The 22,788-nt window shown below is 53.8% G+C and carries 22 protein-coding genes and 1 tRNA gene; 10 read left to right on the forward strand and 13 right to left on the reverse strand.

The features are described 5' to 3' along the window. Positions 1–15 precede the first annotated feature (15 nt). Complete coding sequence (locus J7382_RS06320; protein ID WP_209068068.1) at positions 16–1,623, reverse strand: L,D-transpeptidase family protein; 1,608 nt, start codon at positions 1,621–1,623, stop codon at positions 16–18. Between the two features lie 326 nt (positions 1,624–1,949). Between J7382_RS06320 and J7382_RS06325 the strand changes: the two genes are divergently transcribed. Continuing rightward, positions 1,950–2,525, forward strand: a complete 576-nt coding sequence (locus J7382_RS06325) for a DUF882 domain-containing protein (RefSeq protein ID WP_247744866.1) — start codon at positions 1,950–1,952, stop codon at positions 2,523–2,525. Positions 2,526–2,594: 69 nt separating this feature from the next. Here the strand turns inward: J7382_RS06325 and J7382_RS06330 are convergent, their stop codons facing one another. The 7 genes from J7382_RS06330 to J7382_RS06360 all read right to left on the reverse strand — a co-directional run bounded on the left by J7382_RS06330 (position 2,595) and on the right by J7382_RS06360 (position 11,462). After that, positions 2,595–3,524: an ABC transporter transmembrane domain-containing protein gene (locus J7382_RS06330; RefSeq protein ID WP_209068070.1), complete on the reverse strand. Its 930-nt coding sequence runs from the start codon at positions 3,522–3,524 to the stop codon at positions 2,595–2,597. Between the two features lie 121 nt (positions 3,525–3,645). After that, a complete protein-coding gene (locus tag J7382_RS06335; RefSeq protein ID WP_209068072.1) occupies positions 3,646–4,446 on the reverse strand; it encodes an autoinducer binding domain-containing protein in 801 nt (266 codons plus the stop codon). Between the two features lie 717 nt (positions 4,447–5,163). After that, positions 5,164–6,765 carry a GMC family oxidoreductase N-terminal domain-containing protein gene (locus J7382_RS06340; RefSeq protein ID WP_209068074.1) on the reverse strand — a complete coding sequence of 534 codons (1,602 nt, stop codon included), beginning with the start codon at positions 6,763–6,765 and terminating at the stop codon, positions 5,164–5,166. A gap of 4 nt (positions 6,766–6,769) precedes the next feature. After that, on the reverse strand, positions 6,770–7,777 hold the full coding sequence (locus J7382_RS06345) for an enoyl-CoA hydratase/isomerase family protein (protein WP_209068076.1): 1,008 nt from the start codon (positions 7,775–7,777) through the stop codon (positions 6,770–6,772). 19 nt (positions 7,778–7,796) lie between these two features. Further along, the gene (locus tag J7382_RS06350; protein WP_209068078.1) at positions 7,797–8,633 is read right to left on the reverse strand and encodes an enoyl-CoA hydratase-related protein; all 837 of its coding nucleotides are present in this window, start codon (positions 8,631–8,633) and stop codon (positions 7,797–7,799) included. Between the two features lie 23 nt (positions 8,634–8,656). Beyond that, the gene (locus J7382_RS06355) at positions 8,657–9,934 is read right to left on the reverse strand and encodes a CoA transferase (protein ID WP_209068079.1); all 1,278 of its coding nucleotides are present in this window, start codon (positions 9,932–9,934) and stop codon (positions 8,657–8,659) included. A gap of 28 nt (positions 9,935–9,962) precedes the next feature. Next, positions 9,963–11,462 carry a CoA-acylating methylmalonate-semialdehyde dehydrogenase gene (locus J7382_RS06360; protein WP_209068297.1) on the reverse strand — a complete coding sequence of 500 codons (1,500 nt, stop codon included), beginning with the start codon at positions 11,460–11,462 and terminating at the stop codon, positions 9,963–9,965. A 94-nt stretch (positions 11,463–11,556) separates the two neighbouring features. Between J7382_RS06360 and J7382_RS06365 the strand changes: the two genes are divergently transcribed. Next, the gene (locus J7382_RS06365) at positions 11,557–12,474 is read left to right on the forward strand and encodes a LysR family transcriptional regulator (protein ID WP_209068080.1); all 918 of its coding nucleotides are present in this window, start codon (positions 11,557–11,559) and stop codon (positions 12,472–12,474) included. Between the two features lie 61 nt (positions 12,475–12,535). On the opposite strand, the gene J7382_RS06370 is transcribed toward J7382_RS06365, so the two are convergent. Then, positions 12,536–12,621: transfer RNA gene (locus J7382_RS06370), tRNA-Leu, on the reverse strand. 169 nt (positions 12,622–12,790) lie between these two features. Between J7382_RS06370 and J7382_RS06375 the strand changes: the two genes are divergently transcribed. Then, positions 12,791–13,369, forward strand: a complete 579-nt coding sequence (locus tag J7382_RS06375; protein ID WP_209068081.1) for a YqaA family protein — start codon at positions 12,791–12,793, stop codon at positions 13,367–13,369. Then, positions 13,366–13,833, forward strand: a complete 468-nt coding sequence (locus tag J7382_RS06380) for a disulfide bond formation protein B (RefSeq protein WP_209068083.1) — start codon at positions 13,366–13,368, stop codon at positions 13,831–13,833. The genes J7382_RS06375 and J7382_RS06380 overlap by 4 nt, the downstream gene beginning before the upstream one ends. Before the next feature lie 9 nt (positions 13,834–13,842). Here the strand turns inward: J7382_RS06380 and J7382_RS06385 are convergent, their stop codons facing one another. After that, positions 13,843–14,268 carry an Lrp/AsnC family transcriptional regulator gene (locus tag J7382_RS06385; RefSeq protein WP_058241006.1) on the reverse strand — a complete coding sequence of 142 codons (426 nt, stop codon included), beginning with the start codon at positions 14,266–14,268 and terminating at the stop codon, positions 13,843–13,845. A gap of 115 nt (positions 14,269–14,383) precedes the next feature. Between J7382_RS06385 and rocF the strand changes: the two genes are divergently transcribed. Continuing rightward, the gene (gene rocF / locus J7382_RS06390) at positions 14,384–15,310 is read left to right on the forward strand and encodes an arginase (RefSeq protein WP_209068084.1); all 927 of its coding nucleotides are present in this window, start codon (positions 14,384–14,386) and stop codon (positions 15,308–15,310) included. 43 nt (positions 15,311–15,353) lie between these two features. Further along, a complete protein-coding gene (locus tag J7382_RS06395) occupies positions 15,354–16,400 on the forward strand; it encodes an ornithine cyclodeaminase (RefSeq protein WP_209068085.1) in 1,047 nt (348 codons plus the stop codon). A gap of 64 nt (positions 16,401–16,464) precedes the next feature. Here J7382_RS06395 and J7382_RS06400 read toward each other — a convergent pair whose 3' ends face one another. Continuing rightward, positions 16,465–17,208 (reverse strand): DUF3445 domain-containing protein, encoded by a 744-nt coding sequence (locus J7382_RS06400; protein ID WP_209068086.1) that lies wholly within the window; start codon positions 17,206–17,208, stop codon positions 16,465–16,467. 177 nt (positions 17,209–17,385) lie between these two features. Between J7382_RS06400 and J7382_RS06405 the strand changes: the two genes are divergently transcribed. Then, a complete protein-coding gene (locus tag J7382_RS06405; RefSeq protein ID WP_209068088.1) occupies positions 17,386–18,597 on the forward strand; it encodes a bifunctional alpha/beta hydrolase/OsmC family protein in 1,212 nt (403 codons plus the stop codon). A 9-nt stretch (positions 18,598–18,606) separates the two neighbouring features. Here the strand turns inward: J7382_RS06405 and J7382_RS06410 are convergent, their stop codons facing one another. Together J7382_RS06410 and J7382_RS06415 are read right to left on the reverse strand one after the other, a co-directional pair. Continuing rightward, positions 18,607–18,924 (reverse strand): hypothetical protein, encoded by a 318-nt coding sequence (locus tag J7382_RS06410; RefSeq protein WP_058240992.1) that lies wholly within the window; start codon positions 18,922–18,924, stop codon positions 18,607–18,609. Positions 18,925–18,935: 11 nt separating this feature from the next. Beyond that, positions 18,936–19,493, reverse strand: a complete 558-nt coding sequence (locus J7382_RS06415; RefSeq protein WP_209068089.1) for a hypothetical protein — start codon at positions 19,491–19,493, stop codon at positions 18,936–18,938. Between the two features lie 161 nt (positions 19,494–19,654). Here J7382_RS06415 and purB point away from each other — a divergent pair, with 161 nt between their 5' ends. The 3 genes from purB to J7382_RS06430 all read left to right on the forward strand — a co-directional run bounded on the left by purB (position 19,655) and on the right by J7382_RS06430 (position 22,777). Then, a complete protein-coding gene (gene purB, locus J7382_RS06420) occupies positions 19,655–20,959 on the forward strand; it encodes an adenylosuccinate lyase (RefSeq protein ID WP_209068090.1) in 1,305 nt (434 codons plus the stop codon). A 135-nt stretch (positions 20,960–21,094) separates the two neighbouring features. Continuing rightward, positions 21,095–21,631, forward strand: a complete 537-nt coding sequence (locus tag J7382_RS06425; protein WP_209068091.1) for a tetratricopeptide repeat protein — start codon at positions 21,095–21,097, stop codon at positions 21,629–21,631. 129 nt (positions 21,632–21,760) lie between these two features. Further along, a complete protein-coding gene (locus tag J7382_RS06430) occupies positions 21,761–22,777 on the forward strand; it encodes a FliG C-terminal domain-containing protein (protein WP_209068304.1) in 1,017 nt (338 codons plus the stop codon). Positions 22,778–22,788: the final 11 nt, after the last annotated feature.

The raw sequence follows: 22,788 nt of genomic DNA on the forward strand, positions 1-22,788 counted from the left end.
ATCTCGGAGGCGTGTTTAGCCTTGATAGGACGCCAAGGCCACCCCCTCGTTCGCCATCGCTTTCCAGATCTTCGCATCCCGCCCATAGATGTCACGACGGAATTGGACCGGCCCTTTGGCCTCTGTGTAGGCCGTGCGATAGATGATGTGCACAGGAACATCCTGCTTCAAATCCACGCGGGTTTCACGGCCTGTCTTCAGACGGGTTTGGAAAAACTGCTTGGGATTGTCTTCCTGAACGGCCAGCAACGCATAGGCAAAATCAAACGGATCCTGCAGACGGATACACCCATGGCTATATGCACGGATTTCCCGCTTAAACAGGGCCTTCTGCGGCGTATCGTGCAGGTAAATGTTGTACTTGTTCGGGAACATGAATTTCACCAACCCAAGCGCATTTCGGCTACCCGGGGCCTGCTTCATATCAAATGGGAAGTTCCGGGTGGTGAATTGAGAAAAATCAATCGCACTGCGGTCAACCGTCTGGCCTCGACCATTCACCAAACGCAGATAGCTTACGGCGTTGGGATTGTTCTTGAGCATCGGCAGATACTCTTTTGTGGCAATGGAACGCGGCACATTCCAAGTGGGATTGATGACCATATGTTCCATGATGTCGGAAAACTCGGGGCTTCGGCGATCCGATTGGTTTTTCCCCACCACGGATCGCGTGCGGAATGTCAGCTTGCCATCATCCAGAATTTTCGCTGTGAAATCTGTCAAGTTCACCAGAATTTCGCGCCCTTCCGCGTTGCGCGTGAGCCAGCGCTCGCGTTCCATCGCAACCATAATGGATTTCAGCCGCGTTTCAGCCGACACATTGATCTCTGTGACGGTGCCCTTACCTGCCACACCGTCACTTTCAAGACCATGCGCGATTTGGAACTCCTGCACTGCGGATTTGAGTGCAGCATCATAACTTGCAGAAGCGGATCGCTGCATAAAGCCCATCCGAACCAAACGATCGCGCAACGCCACAACCGCAGCACCGCTGTCGCCGGGCTCCATCTTGCGTACCGGGACAACCGCCCCCCAGCCACCTTGTGACACCAACCGCTCCATACGCAGCTTCGCTTTCATCAAGCGCGTGTATTCTGGAGTCTGCGGCGCAAGCCCCCGCAAGAAGCCTTTCGCATCTTGTGCATTGGCAAAGCTCTCAAGAAGCTCTTGGCGTTCCCGTTTTTCGATCTTTCGTACAATATCACCATCAATTTTGGAGGGCACCAGCATACCTGATGTCAGATCCCGCGCGTAGGTGAGGTAGGCTTTTGTCAAGGCCACCTCAATCAACCCAAGATCACGCGCGCTGTTGGCGGCAGCCATTTGAGACAGCAAATCATCCGTCTTGTAACGCGCCTCTGGCAATGCATGGTCGCTCACACGCGCAAGCGCTTGAATCAAGGCCTGGCGGCGTTTCGCGAAGGTCTGGCCCTCTCCAGTCCAAAGCGGCTCATAAGCCGCTTCACGGTAAAACGCGGCAATATCCTGATCTCGGGATGCCGCTTCTGCCACCGCCTGTTTGAATGCAGGGAAGGCCTGTGCAGCGGTTGAAAAAATGAGAAAAGCGGAGATTACAGCCCCGAAAGAGCTGAGTGAGAAAAGCGCGCGCACCCGTAGCAACATGTGATACTTCCAAAAGTCAGGACGAAATTTCCGATAGAGTTCTCCCTAGCGTCTTGCCTGTCCAATCACAAGTTCTCGAAGAACATGATGCAATTGGGGACTGTTGCATCGAGGCCGCGCCGCTCCATACAATTTTTGGAAACTCTTTGTTCATCTATTAAGCAGAAATTCGCCGAAATTTAGGGCTTTCCCTCGTCAAGCAAGAAAAGAAGCCTTGGTGTAAAAATTCTTGTGTGCCATAAATTCGGTACATCTGAGGGGATGAGGATGAACACGACCGCGTAACATCGCGGTGGCAGGTAAGCGACGGGACAGGCGCTGAAACAATGAACGATCAGAATGACGGCTCTATGAGCATGACACGTCGTGCCCTTTTGGGTGCGTTCGCAGCCACAACGCTGGTTGCAGCTCCGACCTACTCCAAAGCAGCGGGTTTTCTGCGTGGCGGTGGCGACGTTCGCCGCATCCGCATGTACTCCGGCCGCACCGGTGAGCGGATCGACACGATATATTGGGTCGAAGGCAAATACATCAAGGATGCAGTGAAAGAAGTGAACGCGTTCATGCGCGACTGGCGTACGAATGATGTGATCAACATCGACATCCGTACCATTGATATCATGGCTGCCGCGCACAATTTGATGGACGCGAGCGAACCCTACATGCTGCTGTCGGGGTATCGCAGCCCGAAGACAAACGCGATGCTGCGCTCCCGGTCTCGCGGCGTGGCGAAGAATTCCTTGCATATGAAAGGTCAGGCTGCTGATTTGCGCTTGGCGTCCCGCTCTGTGAGCCAAATGGCGCGCGCCGCCGCAGCATGCCGAGCAGGCGGTGTGGGTCGTTACTCAGGCTCCAACTTCGTGCATATGGATTGCGGGCCCGTGCGGACTTGGGGTCGGTAGCCCCCCCTTATTTGGCGAAATATAAATCCAAAAGGCGCCTCAGGGTGCCTTTTTGTTTTTCAAGACACATCAGGCACGCTGAGAAAGACCTTCTCCAACGATGAGATCAAACTTTACACGCACGGCGCTCAGCTCTTTGTAAAATCCAAGCAGCAAACGCCAGGGACCGTTGATTTTATCCAGAGCGGACAAGGCGGCAACGACGGTTCCAATGTCACTACGGCCTTGCATCATCAACAAGCCGCCAATCATCAGAATACCCACAAGACCAATGCCACTGAGAACATTCATGGCAAATTTCATAGAAAGCTTGAGCTTAAATATCCCTCTACGCATCGTATAGATCTCATCGAAATCTTGCATCACGCTTTTGGCCGCTGCCTCTGCACTGCTCAGTGCCTCATCTGAAATAGTGCCAGTTGCACGACGCAGAACCAAAGTCCGTGCCTTAACGCGACGATTGACCTTCTCCTGTAGCAAAAACACAATCAAAGCCTGCGGCACGACGATGGCCACGAGAAACGCCCCAAGATATGGCTGCGTTGAAGCGACAAAGCTGATGACAGAAACCAACGTGCCAACCTGCACAAGAGGATTTGCCACCGCTTGGCCAACAAATTTCCCTACTTCCTCAGCTTCCGCAGCGATAATCGTCGCGACGGTTCCACTGGATTCTGTTTGAATTGGCAAATCGGCATCGGTGTTTTGTCGCGCGTCATAGATCGCGGTGCGGATGCGACGGATCGTGGCTTCACCCAACAGAGAACTTCTGTAGTTCAGGACAAACTTGAACAGGTTGGTGACAACGATCACCGCAAAGTAGCCAGCGCACATCCACAGGAGGTGCTCCATCTGCAGGTCGGGCCCAAGACTGTTGATGATGTCTTTTTGAAATTGCAACGGCACTGCTGCCAACGCCGCTACGATGAGCGACAGCGCGACAAGTAACATTTGCACCCTGCCCGTGGCTTTCCAAATGCGTTTATAAAAATACAGCATCTTTGTCTTCAGCCCCTCGCAACATCTTATCAGGCGAAACTTTTCATAAATCTACGACGCCACTTGTTTTCACGATCACAGCATACGGTATGGCAACTGCGCTTGAGCTCTGCCATGTCCTCTAGGGCAACCCCAGTCTCTCAGCCCATCGCGTCACATCTTCACTCTTTTGTCGATCAAGATCCTTGAGCAATCCGATCCGTGCGGCCCGCTGCATCGTTTCCAAATCATTGCGTGTGCCCATAACCTTGCGCAGGCGCATCATGTGGTTATCGACCGTTTTGGGATTGTCACGCCCAATTTCATGCAGGATCTCTTTCACCCGCAAACCTTGTGCCTTGAGCCGCAAAACACGAAGGTTCATCTCGCTCACCCCCATCTGCGCAATCAGTTGGTCAGACCAGTCACTACAAAGATGCAGCTGATTGGCAAGCGCCTGAATGACCGGCAAATCTCGCTCCAGCCGCGCGTCATGCTTCACAATATCACCCGTTGGATCAAACAAACCGACGATCCCTCTTAGGCCATTCATCTCGAGCGGCAACACAATGCCTGCGGACACAAAGTCACGCACACCACTGATAACGCGGGCAAATTGAGGTTGCAAAGCACCGTCATCCAACATGCGATAGAAGTTGGATTGCAAGATAGGCGCATTGCTTAGCGCGCCCATCAACATCCCAAAATCATCCTGTGCAAACCGATTTCGTTGATAGATCTCACGCCATTCTTCTGGCAGACCTCTGCGCATCGAAAGGTGATTGTTGTGGATTGCATGCACCGACCGCGTGTCCAAGAACAGGCCGTAGTTGACGCCAATATAGCCGTATTCTGCTTCCATGAAGCCAGAAAACAATCTGTGTTTGTCTTGGAGTGTTGGTGCTTCGGTTAGCTGCACCATAATATCGAAAGGAGCGGACATGATAGCAGTCTGGAAATCGTCAATACAACGACGATCTACCCGCCCTGTTTAAAAAAGCAAGGGTCAGATGTCACAGCTCAGACACGATCAAGGCGCTTAGGCATCCCCCCCATTGGGATGGGTCTAAAAACACCTCATGAGAACAATCGCCAATTCAGCGATCCAGCCGCCCAAAAGCATGAGTAAGGCTGCCATCTTGTTAAGGGCCAATTTGTCAGCAGGTTCCTGCATTTCGCAGGGCCTATATCTCAGGCTGATACCTACAGACAAGTCTATGCCGGCAACAGATGGGTTCTCATGAGGTTCAATTAGCTACTCAAACTTCTGATAAAATTACTTTTTTCCCAGTGTCAGGCACCACTCAGCACCAAACAAGGGATCGACTACAATCCACCCCAACAGATCAAAGCGAAGGATACCAAACACAGAGCTCATGGGACATAAACGATGACCTCTCAAAATCCTTCACCACATGCCTCATGGGGAAAATCAGGCATGCAATCTGACGTGCTTTAGAAAACCCCTGCTCGCGTGCTTTCTGCAAACACGGAAACAGAGCAAACAAAGTAGAGGTATGAAGCGGCATCATAATCAACACGCGTCCTAAAATTGCGAACATCTGTTGCCTATCCATCAAACAGCAAAGAAACCATATGGAGAATTCTCCATATGGTTTCTTACGTTATCCCGTGGGGTGCCGGCCATGATGGGCCTCATTCAGGCAGACAAGATGAAACTCGCCGCTTTTTCTGCGATCATAATCGTGGGTGAGTTGGTATTGCCTGAAGTGATTGTCGGCATCACCGAGGCATCTACGACACGAAGCCCTTCCACCCCCTTCACCCGCAACTCTGGATCGACCACAGCGGTCTCATCCGGCCCCATTCGACATGTCCCAACCGGGTGGAAAATTGTCGTCCCAATATCTCCAGCCACTTTTGCGAGGTCTTCATCGGATTGGTAGACCGAACCGGGCTTGATCTCTGACGGATTGTATTTCCGCATCGTCGTCTGCCCTGCAATTTCCCGCGCCAAACGAATGGCACGCACCGCGACAAGCTTGTCGAGCTCTGTGCTAAGATAGTTCGGATCGATTGCTGGCTGCACCTTGTGGTCTCGGGACGTGATATGGATCGAACCGCGGCTGGTCGGCCGCAAAGGAACAACGCTGGCGGTAAAGGCAGGAAACGGATGCAGAGGATCGCCAAATTTTTCAAGCGACAGCGGCTGAACGTGAAATTCGAGATCCGCGGTTTCCACCTCTGGTCCTGATTTGGCAAAGATCCCAAGCTGACTGGGCGCCATAGACATTGGTCCAGAGCGCTTGAGCATATATTCCAAGCCAATGCCCATCCGCCCCCAAAGTGACCCGGCGCGTTGGTTCAGTGTTTTTACGCCCTCAACACGGAAAGCACATCGGATTTGAAGGTGGTCCTGAAGGTTTTCACCCACAGAGTCGTTTTGATGCACAACATCGATGCCATGCTGTTTCAGCACCGCTGGATTGCCTATTCCGGAGAGCTCCAAAAGTTGGGGCGACCCAACGGCACCGGCTGACAAGATCACCTCTCGGTTGGCTCGGTATTGCATCACGGTTCCATTGACATCCGCTTCAACACCGCTGGCCTTTTTGCCATCAAACAGGACACGCCTTGCTTGTGCATTGGTGACAACTTTGAGATTAGGGCGCTTCATCGCAGGGCGCAGGAATCCCTTGGATGTGTTCCAGCGCCAGCCCTTGCGCTGATTGACGCGGAAATAGGCGGATCCTTCGTTGTCACCCCGATTGAAATCTTCAACCTTAGAAATGCCAGCCTCTTCGGCTGCATCGCGATAGGCATCGAGAATTTCCCAGGTCAGCCGCTGCTCTTCAACCCGCCATTCACCGCCTGCACCATGCATGTCATCGGCGCCAGCGTAGTAGTCTTCTGACTTTTTGAAGAACGGCAGAACATCATCCCAGCCCCAGCCCGGGTTCCCCATTTGCCGCCAAGTGTCATAGTCCTGTGCCTGACCCCTCATGTAGATCATGCCATTAATCGACGAACATCCGCCAAGCACACGGCCCCTAGGATAGTTCAGAGCACGACCATTCAATCCCTCTTGTTTTGAAGTCTGAAATCCCCAATCCGTGCGGGGATTGCCCATACAATAAAGATAACCCACGGGAATATGGATCCAGATGTAGTTGTCCTTACCGCCAGCTTCCAACAAGAGCACTTTGTTTTTTGGGTTTTCAGACAGACGATTGGCCAAAACACATCCCGCAGAACCGCCGCCGACGATCACATAGTCAAAGTTTTCTTTATTCTGTGTCATCTCGTCACCTTTGGTTTTCTTGGGCAATCACGCCGCTATCAATGATGTTGTGAAAGGACGCCCAATTGGGGTCATGATCCTTATCGACCAAGACTGCGCGCACACCTTCCGCCAGATCCGGATGACGAATGGCACGCCTCATCGCTTCCAACTCTCGGTCGAGACATTCGACCAGAGAAAGATGTTGGCCATTGCGCAATAAGGTCAAAGTTTCTTGCAAACTCCTCGGAGACGCTTTTCTCAAGACATTCAGAGCCACCTCTCGACGCTTGCTCGTATGCTTCTCCAGACAGTCCATAATGCTACAGAGCGTAGGCTGGTTAAAGCAATGCGTGGTATCAGACAAAAGCAGCGTATCTGGTTGATATCCTAAGGACGCGCAGAACTCGTCCAATATATCAGGAAGCCTTGCATCCCCGTAGCAAAGCGCATCAAACAAATCCCCCATACAGTCCGCCACTGTCATATGGGTGGAAATCCCCAAGCCATGAGCATCAAAACCGCGCACGGAGGCACCTGTCAGCCCCATCCAGATCCCTGCGTGACTTGGCATCCGTGACAGAAAATGGCTACCTCCAACATCGGGAAAAAACCCTATCATTGTCTCAGGCATCGCAAAAAGAGCCCGTTCAGTTGCAATACGGTAGTCACCATGCACGCTGAGCCCCAGTCCGCCCCCCATGCAGACACCATCAATCAAAGAAATATAGGGCTTTTCAAAGGTCGCAATCCGTTTGATCAGCGCATATTCCTCTTCGAAGAACCGTTCCGCTTGTGCAAACTTCTCCGCCAGTACAAGCTCGCGCACCGCCCTCATGTCACCGCCTGCACAAAATGCCCGGTCATGGTTTGAGCGAAGCACAACAAAGTCTAGCTCTGCGTCCTTTTGGAACCATGTCAGCGCAGCATCAATGGCACGGATCATTCTCAAATTGAGTGCATTCATCGCCTTAGGTCGGTTCAGGCTGATAACACCAGCCCTCCCCTTTTTATCAACGATGACATCGTCCATGGCCTGCTCGTTCATGGTATCACCGATTACGGAAAACAGGGGCGCGTTTGGCGATAAACGCGGCCATGCCTTCTTTCTGCCCATCCGTCGCAAATGCAGCCTGGAAGAGACGGCGTTCATGCAGGACACCCGATGTCAGACCGCTCTCCAACGCATGGTTCACCGCTTCTTTGGCCATGGTCACGGCAGGCGCATTCAAGCCCGCAATCTGATGTGCTGCTTCAAGCGCAGTTTGCAGCAAGTCTTCGGTTGGGACAACGCGGGCTACGATGCCAGCGCTCTTGGCTTCCTCTGCTCCGATTGTGCGCCCGGTCAAGATCAAATCCATTGCCAGAGCTTTGCCGATTGACTTGGTCAAACGTTGCGATCCACCAATCCCGGGCAAAATACCCAGACGTATCTCCGGCAGACCAAATTGGGCATCGTTGCTGGCAATGATGAAATCGCACATCAGCGCCAGTTCAAACCCACCTCCCAAGGCAAATCCACTCACCGCGGCGATCACCGGCTTTTTGATAAACCGCATTTGATCCCAATCAGCAAAAATGTCGCTGGCCAGAAGATCAACAAGATGCTTTTGCGCCATCTCTTCGATGTCTGCACCTGCTGCAAACGCGCGGGGGCTGCCTGTAATCACAATTGCACCAATACGGTCATCCGCATCAAACTCTTTAAGCGTCTGCATCACTTCTGCGGCCAGCTGAAGGTTGAGAGCATTAAGGCTTTTGGGGCGATTCAACGTGATCAAGCCCACGCTTTCACGACGTTCTACGATGATCTCTTCCAAAGAGGTGCGGACAGCTGTCGCCTCTTTCTTTGAAGCTTCCGTCTTGGATTTGGCTTTAGGTGTGGTCATGTGTGTCCTCCCGAAATCTGATTTCAGCGTTTCAGACCGAATTCGGTCCAGATCGTGCCCTCAGCGGGGGCATCCGTGTCTTGTTTGGCGCGTGCAGAGTGGTTGTGATCATAGGCTTCAAACCCGGCCATTTTTTCAGCCAGAATAGCTTCTCGGTGCTCATTTAGCCCCGGTGCCACCAGTGGTGTGTTTGGGTCGATTTCCTTGTAGGCTGACAGCTTGATAGGATTGCCTGCCGTGCGAAACGGCTTTTTGCCCTCGCCTTCCACCTGAACAATCATATTGCGTGACAGAAGCTGTGGGTGATCCAGCAAGCGGTCAATGGTGTTGATGGGCGCGCAGGGCACACCAGCTTCATTAAGTGCATCAAGCCAATGCTGTACTGGCATTTGCGAGGTGACGGCGTCGATCGCTGCAACCATCTTGGGCCGGTTGCGCACGCGTAGATCATTGGAAGCAAAATCTGGATCCAGAGCCAATTCAGGCGCGTTCAATGCATCCGCCATCAACAAGAACAACTGATCATTGCCCGCAGCAATCACAAATCGCTCATCCTGGGCCTGAAAGGTCTCAAAAGGAGCAAGTGAGGGATGGCAATCACCAGTACGCGTCGGCACAACGCCTTCAACATCGTACCGTGCCAAAGCGGTTTCCATGAGCGCGGCCTGACAGTCGAGCATGCCAATATCCACGCGCTCCCCCTGCGCATTTTTGGTCCGTTTATAAAGCGCTGAAAGAATGCCAATGACGCCAAACAAGGCCGCTCCGAGATCACCAAAACTGGTGCCGACACGGGCCGGTTGCTGTCCGGGCCACCCTGTGAGGCTCATCACTCCCCCCATCGCCTGCACAACCATGTCGTAGCCGGGCAAATCGGTCATAGGGCCAGAATGGCCAAAACCAGAAATGGAAGCATAGATCAGATGTGGATGCGTTTTGGCGAGCCGTTCTGCCCCATAGCCCAACCGATCCATCACACCGGGACGGAAGTTTTCCACCAAAACATCAGACGTATCCAACAACCTTTCCAGAAGCTCACGATCGCGCGGGGATTTGACATCCAAAACGATGCTTTCCTTACCGCGATTGAAACACATGAAATAGGCGCTTTCGGCGTCTACAAAGGGTGGGAAGGCGCGCGTATCGTCGCCTGTCCCGAATTTTTCAACCTTGATGACTCGCGCGCCCAGATCAGCCAACACCATGGTACAGTATGGGCCAGCCAGCACACGCGAGAAGTCAAGAACGGTGATCCCGGAAAGAGGACCACCCTCCAGCTTTTCATCATCCGCTTTCTGCATCGTTTTCCTCCTCCCCACCAGTTTCCGGTTACTTGGCGACAGGCATTGTGAATTCAGCACCCTTTGAGATGCTTTCAGGCCAACGCTGCATGATTGATTTCTGCTTGGTGTAGAAACGTACGCCCTCTTCGCCGTAGGCGTGGGTGTCGCCAAAGAGGCTTTTCTTCCAACCGCCAAAACCATGCCAGGCCATGGGGACAGGAATTGGTACGTTCACGCCAACCATACCCACTTGAATCTGACGGCCAAATTCACGCGCCGCATTTCCATCGCGTGTAAAAATGCTGACACCATTGCCATATTCATGGTCATTGATCAGTTGTACGCCCTCTGCGAAGCTTTCCACTCGTACGCACGACAGGACCGGACCAAAGATCTCTTCTTTGTAGATCGTCATATCTGGCGTCACATTGTCGAAGAGTGTCCCTCCAACCCAGAACCCCTCTTCATGGCCTTCAACGGAAAAGCCGCGGCCATCCACGATCAAATCCGCCCCCTCTTCAACGCCCTTGTCAATATATCCAAGAATGCGTTCCTGTGCGGCCTTGGTGACAATCGGCCCCATTTCGGCGTCGAGCTCGACCCCGTTTTTCACCTTGAGGTCTTTCAGGCGCTCTTTGATCATTGGAACGATTTTGTCAGCCACATCCCCCACCAGAGTGGCAACAGAAATGGCCATGCAGCGTTCACCCGCCGAACCATACGCAGCCCCCATAAGCGCATCTACGGCCTTATCGAGATCTGCATCGGGCATCACCAACATATGGTTCTTAGCCCCTCCGAGCGCTTGCACACGCTTGCCGTGGCGCGCCCCGACTTCGTAGATATAATTTGCAATTGGCGTGGAGCCTACAAACGAGATCGCCTTGACATCTTCATGCTCAAGAAGCGCGTCAACAGCCACTTTGTCCCCCTGAACTACGTTGAACACACCATCAGGGAAACCAGCCTCCTTCATAAGTTCAGCATATAGCAAAGACGGTGTTGGATCGGTCGGAGAAGGTTTGAGTACAAAAGTGTTGCCCGCTGCGATTGCCACAGGGAACATCCACATCGGCACCATCACTGGAAAATTGAATGGCGTTACACCGGCAACAACACCCAGCGGCTGGCGCAAAGTCCAGTTGTCAATCCCTGTAGAGACCTGATCTGTAAAATCCCCTTTGAGGAGCTGCGGAATGCCGCATGCAAACTCAACAATATCAATGCCGCGCTCTACTTCACCACAGGCATCCGTAAAGACTTTGCCATGCTCAGCAGTGATCGCATGTGCCAGCTCTTCTTTGCGTTCATTGAGAAGTTGTAGAAACTTGTTCATCAAACGCGCGCGCCGAATAGGCGGAACGTTGGACCAAGCTGGAAAGGCTGCCTTTGCGGCCGCAACTGCAGCATCGACATCCTCAACAGAGGCGAGATCAACCCGGCCCGTCATGGCTCCCGTCGCGGGATTGAATACATCTTGGGTTTTGGTGCGAGCACCTGCAAAAGGCTGACCATTGATGTAATGGCCGATTTCGGTCGTCGTCATTGCACGCCTCCTCCTTGGCTTTTGATACGTTTTCTCCAAGGCCTGCCAACAAATCCAATGACTAATGACGCGAGGTATTATAAATGAAATTAATATGAAGCCAGTCACTGACATCCGAATCCTGAACGCCTTCATTGCGGTTGCGCAGGAAGGAAACATCTCGCGCGCGGCCAAACGATTGCACCTGACCCAACCTGCGGTCAGCCTACAATTGAAACGTCTGTCTCAAGACACAGGACTGGAGCTGTTCACGCGCACTGCAAAAGGTGTTGAGCTCACGCGAGACGGCGAAGCGCTTGTCGCCAAGGCAGAAAAAGTGCAATCCGCAATTGCGGAATTCGGCCAAACCGCACGACGTATTAACGGCAATGTGCGCGGCACATTGAAACTGGGCACCATTGTGGATCCCGATTTCATTCGCCTTGGAACCTTTCTCGCAGCTCTGGTAGAGGGCTACCCTGACCTGCAAACCAAACTGGTGCATGGTATGAGTGGAGAAGTCATCAACCGACTGCTGGACGGTCAGGTAGATGTGGGCTTTTTTCTCGGCGATCTGGACGTCTATGAAAGCAAGACAGAGGACGCCTCTGAATCTCTGTTTCACCAGAAGGAACTGACGCAATTCACCTATCGCGTTATTGCTCCAGCAGGATGGGGCAAACGCATTGCCAATAAAGGCTGGCGAGAGCTGGCCACAATGCCTTGGATCGGCACCCCCAGGAATTCTGTGCACAATCGCTTGCTCGCAGAAGTCTATCCCGACCCAGCCCGCCAACCGACTCCCGTCTGCCTCGTAGATCAAGAACCCTCCATGCTCGCCATGGTAAGATCAGGCATTGGCTTAAGCCTCTGTAGAGAGTCCATCGCCCTTGAAGAAATGCAGTCACGAGGGCTTGTCATCTCCAACACTGTAAAAATAGACACATCGCTTCGTTTTGTTGCTCTGGCCTCAAGAATATCTGACCCAAACGTTGCCGCCGCCTTTGACGCACTGGATACAACCTGGCGCTAATGACAGCAGATCGCCCCAAGAAAGAGACGCTCAAGACTCACTACAGTATGATTTGCGGATGTGGTGCCCAAGGAGAGACTCGAACTCTCACGATGTTACCATCGGGGGATTTTGAATCCCCTGCGTCTACCATTCCGCCACTTGGGCCACGGTGCTGATGTATATAAGCTTTTGAGGAAGGTCCAGCCTCAAAACGCAACAAAATGTATGAGAGAGAATTGGCCTATACTTATGGATTGGACGATTATTTGCTTGCACTTCGGACCTGATGCCATAGGCAAGACTCAAAAGAAAAACAGGCACGCGAGATCGCGACATGCTGCAAAGCCTTTATGACCGAACCCTAAGCCTGGCGGATCATCCCCGGGCACTTTGGGCTCTGGCCGCTGTAAGCTTCATTGAAAGCTCATTTTTTCCGATCCCGCCGGATGTCTTGATGATTCCCATGATTCTGGCCGCGCCTTCTCGGGCATGGCTGATCGCCCTCGTGGCACTCGTCTCCTCTGTAATGGGGGGGCTTTTGGGCTACGCCATTGGTTCGTTTGCCTTCGAACAAATCGGCGAGCCGATCCTGACTTCGCTTGGAAAGGCAGATGCCGTTGCCGAGTTTTCGACGCGCTTCAATGATTTTGGATTCTGGGCTGTTCTGGGAGCGGGCATCACCCCCTTCCCCTACAAGGTGATCACCATCATGTCGGGTTTCACAGGGATGCCGCTCGCCACCTTCATGGCAACGTCTATCTTGGCACGGGGCATTCGGTTTTTCCTGGTGGCGGCCCTATTGCGCAGCTTTGGTGCCCCGATCCGTGACTTTATCGAGAAACGCCTTGGCCTTATCACCACACTCTTTCTGACGCTGCTCTTTGGTGGCTTTCTACTTGTGAGATACCTATGATGCTCTCCCGCAAGACAGCCTTTGTCATATTGTCTGCTTTTTCAGCCTTCATGATCCTTGGGGCATGGGGGTTTGAGTTCATTGGCGCCATGCCGCCCTGCAAACTGTGTTATTACCAGCGATACCCGCACTGGCTTGCAGCGGGTTCTGGCATCTTGGCGGTGGCAACCGGCACGGTGGCACTGGCCTATATTGCCGCTTTGGGCACCGCTATTTCTGGCTTGGTCGGCCTCTATCACAGTGGCGTGGAGCGGAGATGGTGGGAAGGTCCAACGACCTGCACCAGCGGTGACGTCACCTCAATGAACGCCGAGGATCTCTTCAATCAGATCATGAGCGCCCCAATGGTGCGCTGCGATGAAATTCCTTGGGACATGTTTGGCCTGTCCATGGCCAACTACAACGCATTGTTTTCATTGGGTGCGGCTGCACTCTGGATTGTCGCCGCACGCAAACTGAGCTGAGTGACCGCGTTATCCCGATTTTCGCGTTGAGAGCAGCAGGTTTGTTTCGCTTGTTGCCACCCCATCAAGGCGGCGGATCTGAGCGAGCACCTCGTCCAGCTCGGCCAGCGTCTCAGTGCCCAGCTCGACAATAAGATCCCAACGGCCATTGGTGGCGTGAATCGCCCTCACTGCAGTGAACCCGGTCAGGCTGCGGACAATGCGGTCAGTGCCCCTGCCCTCAATGCCGATCAACATCAAACCGCGCACCGGATCGCTCTTCACATCGTCCTGAAGCACCACCGTAAAGCCGACAATATCCCCCCGCTGGCGCAGACGCTCGATCCGCCCCCGCACGGTTGTACGCGAGACCCCCAGAAGCAAGGCAAGATCGGAAAGGGATGCGCGTGCATCATGCCGCAAGGCCGAAATCAACTTTCGATCAACATCATCCATTTCGCGCATACCCCGTTTCGTTTTGGAAAAGTTGCGCCCGTTATGGTCAATTTGATGGGTGTAATTCAACCCGTTTCGGAATGAATTTTGGGGAAACGCGAAAATGGACAATCCAATGACACAAAAACCCTGCCTGCTGATCGGAGCCCCTGTAGATAGCGGCAAACGCCGCAGAGGCTGCCTTATGGGGCCAGACGCCTATCGCACTGCGGGCTTGCGGGAAAGCCTCGAAGATCTGGGGCATTCTGTCGAAGACCTCGGGAATTTACGCCCTCAAGGCTACGCCCCCGATGCCGAGGACCATGATCTCCATGCGCTGAATGAAACCATTGCCTGGACAGAGCTGCTGACCGATACAGCAGAATCCGCCTGCGCACGTGGTTTCCCAATCTTCCTTGGGGGCGATCACAGCCTTGCTGCAGGCACCGTAGCGGGCGCAGCAAACCACGCCAAAGCACTGGGGCGTGCGTTCTTCGTGCTTTGGCTGGACGCGCATTCAGACTTCCACACTCCCCAAAGCACAGACAGCGGTAACCTGCATGGCACACCTGTGGCCTATTTCGCAGGTCGCGGCGGCTTTGAAGGGTTCCCGAAGGTCCAAAACCCTGTGAAAGAAGAAAATATCTGCATGATTGGGTTGCGGTCCGTGGATGCGGCAGAGCGCGCGGCGCTGCAAGACACCAAGATCCGCCGCCATGACATGCGGGAAATTGATGAGAACGGGATTGCCCGTCCTCTGAGTGCTTTTCTGGAGCATGTAGCCGCACAGAACGGCATGCTCCATGTCTCCCTTGATGTGGACTTTCTGGATCCCTCTGTTGCCCCTGCGGTTGGCACAACCGTCCCCGGTGGGGCAACCGTGCGAGAGGCGCATCTGGTGATGGAAATGCTCCACGATTGCGGGCTGGTGACATCGCTGGATCTGGTTGAGTTGAATCCCTTCTTGGATGAACGCGGCCGCACCGCAAAACTCATGGTGGATCTGGCCGCATCGGCCCTGGGACGCCGCGTCTTTGACCGCACCACCCGTAGTTTTTCCTAACCCAGCGCTTCGCTGACAATATGCTTAACAGAGGATTAATATCGTGACGCAACCTTCTGAAAAGGCGCTGGTTCCTTTTGTTTCCGTCGACAATATGATGCGCTTGGTGCACCATATCGGCCTTGAACAGATGCTCAAAGATCTTGCAGATTACGTCGAAGAGGATTTTCGTCGCTGGGAGCTTTTTGACAAAACGCCGCGCGTGGCCAGCCATTCTGACGTCGGGGTGATTGAATTGATGCCCACCTCCGACGGGGAAGCCTATGGCTTCAAATATGTGAATGGGCACCCCAAGAATACCGCCGAGGGGCTGCAGACTGTTACGGCATTTGGCCTATTGGCTGATGTGTATACAGGCTATCCCGTTCTACTGACGGAAATGACCATTTTGACCGCGCTGCGCACCGCAGCTACCTCTGCCATGGCGGCAAAATATCTTGCCCCCAAAGGCGCGGACACCATGGCCATGATCGGAAACGGGGCTCAATCTGAGTTTCAAACACTCGCCATGAAGGCGATCATCGGGCTGAAGACCGTGCGCCTGTATGACAAGGATCCTGCCGCAACCGCGAAATGCGCAGAAAACCTTAAAAATAGTGGTCTCACTGTTGTTTCCTGCGCGAGCCCTGAAGAGGCCATTGAAGGCGCACATATCCTCACCACCTGCACCGCAGACAAGCAATATGCCACGATCCTGAGCGACAATATGGTTGGCTCTGGCGTGCATATCAACGCAATTGGTGGCGATTGCCCCGGCAAAACCGAACTGGCCAAAGGCATCCTTGAACGTTCCGATGTGTTTGTGGAGTTCCCGCCCCAAACCCGCATTGAAGGCGAGATTCAGCAGATGCCAGAAGACTTCGCCGTGACCGAGCTGTGGCAAGTGATCTCAGGCACAAAACCGGGGCGTACAGATGCACGCCAAACCACCCTGTTTGACAGTGTTGGCTTCGCGATCGAAGACTTCTCCGCACTGAGATATGTGCGCGATAAAGTCGCCCAAACGCCCTTCCATGAGGATTTGGACATGCTGGCTGACCCAGATGATCCGCGTGATCTGTTTGGAATGGTGCAACGGGCCAAACCTTAAAAATCACTTAAATAAAATCATATAACCTTCTGAAAATGTTAGCAGCTGCGAAAAATCGCGGCTGCTATTTTAACACAGCGTCTTTCGTGACCATAAAGGTGTGGATGGAAAAAATCACTGCATCGGTTTCTGGCAAACGCAAAATGCTTTGCTTTTCTGACCTAAGATACGCGCCGCTTTCCGCCACCACTGGCGCCCGGGGCGCATCTTCGGCGCGGGGCGTAAACAGCTCAGGATCATCATACCAAAGCGCGTTTTTTCGCCACAGAGGCCGACCGGGCCGCACCCCATCAAACAGGCGCTGCACCCGCTTTGCGATGTTGGCGTCATATTCTGACACAGGCACATGAATGCGCAGCAGCGGCCGCATGAATTTCTCAGACAAGGTCCAACTGGCGGGAAAACACAGCACCGCCCCCGTCAAAACATGCTCCGCGCCCTGTTTCTGCAACAGACAGATATCTTCCTGAATGATCTGCCCTAAAGTGATCAGAGGCGCCGCCCAGTCCAGATTGATTTTGGCACCATCAGGACAGATCACATGATCCGCAAGGACAGAAAACCCTTCGATATGGCAGAGTTCAGACAGCACCAATGCAAGCGCCTCTTGCGCCGCAGGCAGCGCGCCAGGATCAAGTGCGGCGACCTCGCCGCGCTGCGCCTCCAAAAGATGTCGCCGCAAGGCCATCTGGCCATTGTAGGCATCATCAACGATCAACCACTCCGCCATCTGCAACGGAGAGATACCGGGCAGAGACTTTTCGGCGAGCGCATCATAGGGAATGCTGGCTTGTAAAATCGGTTCCATAGCTTTGATTTATCGGATTTTATCCGCAATCGCACGTCAAATTCTCTCAAAGAATCCATCGAAACAAATATGACAGAAACTCGCATATACTCACCTTGCCGTGACTTTGCGAAATCTTTCTTTTCGAATGGTACCATCACACACACATTGGCATCAAACGCCTTCAGGAGTGCACATATGCCCATCGAACGAATTTCATTTCCCGGCCACAATGGCGACATGCTGTCGGCGCGTCTGGATTTGCCGGAGGGACCGCATCTGGCAACGGCGCTGTTTGCGCATTGCTTCACCTGCTCCAAAGACATTCCAGCAGCGCGACGGATTGCAGGGCGCCTTGCGGCCATGGGCATCGCGGTCTTGCGATTTGACTTCACGGGACTGGGGCACAGCGAAGGGGAATTTGCCAATACACATTTCTCCTCCAATGTGGCGGACCTCGAAGCCGCAGCGGCCTACTTGCAAAGCCGCAACATGCCTGCGCGCCTGCTGATCGGTCACAGCCTCGGTGGAGCCGCGGTGATCAAAGCCGCGACAAAAATCGACAGTGCCAAAGCGGTGGTCACGCTTGGCGCGCCCTATGAGCCCCATCACGTCAGCCATCAATTCGGCGATGCTGTGGCCGAAATTGATGCAGCGGGACAGGCTGAAGTCTCTTTGGCTGGGCGTCCCTTTACAATCACACGGGATTTTCTAACCGATATATCAGGCCAGAACCTGCAGCCCTGCATTGCCTCAATGAAGAAAGCGCTGTTGGTTTTGCACGCGCCCAGAGACACGACAGTCAGCATCGACAATGCTGCGCGCATCTTTGAAGCTGCCAAACATCCCAAAAGCTTTGTCACACTGGATGACGCAGATCACCTGATCAGCAACGCCAAAGACGCAGAATATGCCGCAGGGGTGATTGCATCATGGGCGGGGCGGTATCTGGATCTTGCGCCCCCGGCTCCGCCTCCCGGCGCGCCTGAGGGTATTGTGCGCGTATCAGAAGCCGATCCCGAAGGATTCTTGCAAGATGTGAACGCAGGCCCGCTGCATCATATGCTGGCAGATGAGCCCCTTGCCTATGGTGGCAGCAACCGGGGCATGACACCCTATGGATTCCTTGCCGCTGGCTTGGGCGCCTGCACCTCTATGACCATTCGCATGTATGCCCGGCGCAAATCATGGCCCCTGACACATGTCTGGGTCGACGTGAGCCATGACAAGGTGCACGCCCGCGACGCAGAGGCCCCTGCGGGGCAAAAGGTGGATGCCTTTACGCGCACCATTCATTTGGAAGGGGATCTGACGGAAGAACAGCGGCAGCGCCTACTGGAAATTGCAGATCGCTGCCCTGTTCACCGCACATTGGAGCGCGCCTCAGAGGTGCGCACCAAGCTGGCGTGATAACCCCGTTTAGCGACGTCCCGGGCGAGGGCTCGGCCGGGGCCGCGCGACCGGAGGACGCGCCACTGGCGGCTTCGCCACAGGCGGACGTGGCTCAATCGGCTTCACGGGACGTTCCGGGCGATCAGGACGATCCGGTCTGTCTGGTCGGTCGGGGCGATCTGGGTAATCCGGATAATGATGATAGTAGTCGTTCCACATCATGCTGTCATAGTAGACACCGGTGCTGACATAGCCGGATGAGGTGCCGTCACAGGCCGCAAGGGTCATCAACCCCGCAATAAGACCAGCAGGCATCACAAAGGAGCGCAGTTTTTTCATAGACATCACTCTCTCCTTCAGCGTGCTTTGATCGATTGCAGAATTGCGTTGACGTCATCCAATGCGCTGACGTCATAGCCTTTCTCCAAAACCGTGAGCCCAACCACCACGCGGTTGTTTGGCAGATCCAGAAGCATCACAGTGAAGTCGATGGCCTTGCCATTGCGCCGACCTGTGCCTTCAATGATATGGGCTGGATAGCCCGCAACGCGGCGTTCGGAGCTTCCGGTAATTTCCGTTGTTTTGGCCAGCTGCCCGCCCAGATTGCGCGCATAGTCCTTCGCATCTTCAAGCGTGCGAAGACGTGACGGCGAAATCAGCCCCATCCACACGCCATGGCCGTTCTCCGGCGATAGGCCAAAAACGCGTTCAACCGCGCGCAGCCCCTCTTCTGTCGAGGCCTCGATATCGCGGTCCCCACCAACACGAAGCGTCCAGAAGTCCGGTACGGTAACTTCAAACACCTTATCGCTTGCATCCGAATAAATGGCTTGGGTCTCTGCCAATGCCGTCTGCGCGCTCGCCAGAAGAAATCCGGCCGTCAGAATGGCACCGAATTTGGTCAATCGTGTCATACATTTACCTCCAACAAATTCCTCCCCATATGCACATCCAAAAGCAGAATAGTACAGGAAATTTACGCCAATACAGCTCTATGCTGCCCTGCTGACTTGCTGTTTTGCCCTTCAAAGGCTAAAGGAGCCGCGACCCCACGCTAACAAAATAAGGCTGAGATATGATCCCTCGCTATGCCCGCCCCGATATGGTCGCCGTTTGGTCACCAGAAACCAAGTTCCGCATCTGGTTTGAAATCGAGGCACATGCCTGTGACGCGCAAGCCAAACTCGGTGTGATTCCGCAGGAAAATGCGGATGCGGTTTGGAAAGCCAAAGACGTCGAATTCGACGTAGCACGGATTGATGAAATCGAAGCCGTCACCAAACATGACGTGATCGCCTTCCTGACACATCTGGCAGAACATGTTGGATCTGAAGAAGCGCGCTTTGTGCATCAGGGTATGACATCTTCTGATGTTCTGGACACATGCCTTAACGTACAGCTGGTGCGCGCCGCAGATATCCTTCTGGCGGACCTGGACAAGGTGCTGACAGCCCTGAAGAAACGCGCCTATGAGCACAAGGACACGCTGCGCGTGGGCCGCAGCCACGGCATTCATGCAGAACCCACAACGATGGGTCTGACCTTTGCGCGTTTCTATGCAGAAATGGACCGCAACAAAGCCCGCCTGCAGCAGGCGCGTGAGGAAATCGCAACCGGTGCAATTTCCGGTGCGGTCGGCACATTTGCCAACATTGATCCGGCTGTCGAAGAACACGTTTGTGAGCAACTGGGCCTGACGCCAGAGCCGATCTCCACTCAGGTGATCCCACGTGATCGCCACGCCATGTTCTTTGCAACCCTCGGTGTGATCGCAAGCTCGATTGAAAACATCGCAGTAGAGATCCGCCATATGCAGCGCACCGAAGTGCTGGAAGGTGCAGAATTCTTCTCGATGGGCCAAAAAGGCTCTTCTGCCATGCCGCACAAGAAGAATCCGGTTCTGACAGAAAACCTGACCGGTCTGGCCCGCCTCGTGCGCATGACTGTCATTCCGGCCATGGAAAACGTCGCCCTCTGGCATGAGCGTGATATTTCTCACTCTTCCGTGGAACGTGGGATTGGCCCTGATGCAACCGTCACGCTCGATTTTGCACTCAACCGTCTGGCCGGTGTTGTCGATAAGATGCTGATCTTCCCTGAAAACATGCTCGACAATATGAACAAGTTCCCTGGCCTTGTGATGTCTCAGCGCGTGCTGCTTGCCCTGACACAAGCCGGTGTGTCGCGTGAAGACGCATACTCCATGGTACAGCGCAATGCGCTCAAAGTCTGGGAAGAGCGCGTAGATTTCCAAGAGCAGCTTCTGGCCGATGCGGAAGTTGTTGCAGCACTGGGCGTCGATGGCATCAATGAGAAGTTCGACATGGGGTACCATACCAAACATGTCGACACTATTTTTGCGCGCGTCTTCAAAGACTGATAAGCGTTTACACAAAATAGTGAGGCGCAGCCCAGTGCTGCGCCTTTTTTTGTGACCTGACGCCTGTGTGATTTAGCCATCCGATTTGGGCATGATAGCGTATTGCTAACAGGTTTGAGTGAACAGGAGCCCAAAATGACATTGATGAAATCTGCACTTGCAGTCTGTCTCGCTGCAACAATTGCCGGTCCAGCCCTCTCTGCCGGCAGCGGAAGTGCCACGCCAAAGCCCAAAACCGTTGTGTGCACCGACGGCAAGGTTTTCAGTGAGAGCAAAGGCAAATGCGTGGTTCAACAGGACAGTGCGCTGACGGATGAAGACTACTTCAAAACGCTGCGCAGCCTGGCCTATGCCGGAGAAAATGAGGCCGCACAGGAGTTGCTGCAGCTTTTGAATGATCCAAATTCAGATCTGGCCCTCACCTATTGGGGCTTCACTCATCGCCGCCTTGGAGATGTTGAAACCGGCATGGCCTACTACAACAAAGCCTTGGAGCAAAACCCGGATAATATTCTCGCGCGCTCATATATGGGGCAGGCCTTTGTAGAAGCTGGTAGGCTGGATCTGGCGCGCACACAACTGCATGAAATTCGCACCCGCGGCGGCGAAAACACCTGGGCGGAAGCCTCCCTTTCCGAAGCCATCAAAACCGGAACAACATTCAATTATTAACCATGTTGTTCAGGGTTTCTTTAGGGTTGAGTGGTTGATTGCCACTCAACACCTATGGAGACTTTGATGAGCAGTCCGATTCCTCTGGCGCCCTTTGGGGGCGACGCTGATGTGCCCAGCCTTGGCTATATGCGCAAAGGCAACCTGACACGCCCTCAAAAGGCCGCCATCATCGTGAGGTTTCTGCTCAATGAGGGCGCAGAGCTTTCTCTGGCAGAGTTGTCCGACAACCATCAGGCCGATCTGACCTATATGATGGGTGACATGGGCTACATCGATCGGGAAACCTTGGGCGACGTCCTCATGGAGTTTGCCCAAGAACTCGAATCCATTGGCCTCTCCTTCCCCAATGGGATCTCTGGTGCACTAAGTGTGCTGCAGGGCCAAATCAGCCCGCTCACCGAAGCGCGTCTGCGCAAGGAAGCAGGCGTGCGGATGATTGGCAATCCTTGGTCCCGCATCAAGGAGTTGGATGTTCCAGAATTGATCAAAATGATCGATGGGGAAAGCATTGAGGTTTCTGCAGTCCTTATTTCCAAGCTGCCCGTCGACAAGGCTGCGATGATCCTTGCCAAACTGCCCGGCGATAAATCTCGCCGCATCACTTTCGCGATGTCCATGACGGAAAACATCACGCCAGAAGCCGTTGACCGCATTGGGTTGACCTTGGCGTGTCAGTTGGAAGACCGGCCGCCAAAAGCGTTCAAGCAAGGGCCAGAAGATCGTCTTGGCGCGATCCTCAACAACGCGACCACCGCGACACGCGACGATGTGCTGGAATCTCTGGACGAAAAAGATGCGGAGTTTGCTGGGGCCGTACGCCGCCGCATCTTCACCTACGCCCATATTGCAACACGCCTGAAACCACTGGACGTGCCACGCTTGGTCCGCGATCTGGACGAAGCCACGCTGATCACTGCCATGGCCTATGCCACAGAGGGCGATTTTGGAATTTCCACCGAGTTCATCCTCAACAACATGTCTGCGCGTATGGCAGATCAGTTACGCGAAGGCATTGGCGAACGTGGAGAGGTGAAAACCAAAGAAGCCGAAAGCGCGATGCAGGAAATCTGTACAGGTGTGCGGGAATTGGTCGAACTTGGTGAAATTGAACTCCTCACCGACGACGATGAAGACGAAGATTAATACATGGCCTG

It is taken from the genome of Shimia sp. R11_0 (assembly GCF_017744035.1).
Lineage (GTDB): Bacteria > Pseudomonadota > Alphaproteobacteria > Rhodobacterales > Rhodobacteraceae > Shimia > Shimia marina.

Coding starts and splice junctions, on each gene's coding strand:
- J7382_RS06320 (WP_209068068.1), bottom strand. CDS start 1,623: ATGTTGCTACGGGTGCGCGCGCTTTTCTCACTCAGCTCTTTCGGGGCT.
- J7382_RS06325 (WP_247744866.1), top strand. CDS start 1,950: ATGAACGATCAGAATGACGGCTCTATGAGCATGACACGTCGTGCCCTT.
- J7382_RS06330 (WP_209068070.1), bottom strand. CDS start 3,524: ATGCTGTATTTTTATAAACGCATTTGGAAAGCCACGGGCAGGGTGCAA.
- J7382_RS06335 (WP_209068072.1), bottom strand. CDS start 4,446: ATGTCCGCTCCTTTCGATATTATGGTGCAGCTAACCGAAGCACCAACA.
- J7382_RS06340 (WP_209068074.1), bottom strand. CDS start 6,765: ATGACACAGAATAAAGAAAACTTTGACTATGTGATCGTCGGCGGCGGT.
- J7382_RS06345 (WP_209068076.1), bottom strand. CDS start 7,777: ATGGACGATGTCATCGTTGATAAAAAGGGGAGGGCTGGTGTTATCAGC.
- J7382_RS06350 (WP_209068078.1), bottom strand. CDS start 8,633: ATGACCACACCTAAAGCCAAATCCAAGACGGAAGCTTCAAAGAAAGAG.
- J7382_RS06355 (WP_209068079.1), bottom strand. CDS start 9,934: ATGCAGAAAGCGGATGATGAAAAGCTGGAGGGTGGTCCTCTTTCCGGG.
- J7382_RS06360 (WP_209068297.1), bottom strand. CDS start 11,462: ATGACGACGACCGAAATCGGCCATTACATCAATGGTCAGCCTTTTGCA.
- J7382_RS06365 (WP_209068080.1), top strand. CDS start 11,557: ATGAAGCCAGTCACTGACATCCGAATCCTGAACGCCTTCATTGCGGTT.
- J7382_RS06375 (WP_209068081.1), top strand. CDS start 12,791: ATGCTGCAAAGCCTTTATGACCGAACCCTAAGCCTGGCGGATCATCCC.
- J7382_RS06380 (WP_209068083.1), top strand. CDS start 13,366: ATGATGCTCTCCCGCAAGACAGCCTTTGTCATATTGTCTGCTTTTTCA.
- J7382_RS06385 (WP_058241006.1), bottom strand. CDS start 14,268: ATGGATGATGTTGATCGAAAGTTGATTTCGGCCTTGCGGCATGATGCA.
- rocF (WP_209068084.1), top strand. CDS start 14,384: ATGACACAAAAACCCTGCCTGCTGATCGGAGCCCCTGTAGATAGCGGC.
- J7382_RS06400 (WP_209068086.1), bottom strand. CDS start 17,208: ATGGAACCGATTTTACAAGCCAGCATTCCCTATGATGCGCTCGCCGAA.
- J7382_RS06405 (WP_209068088.1), top strand. CDS start 17,386: ATGCCCATCGAACGAATTTCATTTCCCGGCCACAATGGCGACATGCTG.
- J7382_RS06410 (WP_058240992.1), bottom strand. CDS start 18,924: ATGTCTATGAAAAAACTGCGCTCCTTTGTGATGCCTGCTGGTCTTATT.
- J7382_RS06415 (WP_209068089.1), bottom strand. CDS start 19,493: ATGACACGATTGACCAAATTCGGTGCCATTCTGACGGCCGGATTTCTT.
- purB (WP_209068090.1), top strand. CDS start 19,655: ATGATCCCTCGCTATGCCCGCCCCGATATGGTCGCCGTTTGGTCACCA.
- J7382_RS06425 (WP_209068091.1), top strand. CDS start 21,095: ATGACATTGATGAAATCTGCACTTGCAGTCTGTCTCGCTGCAACAATT.
- J7382_RS06430 (WP_209068304.1), top strand. CDS start 21,761: ATGCGCAAAGGCAACCTGACACGCCCTCAAAAGGCCGCCATCATCGTG.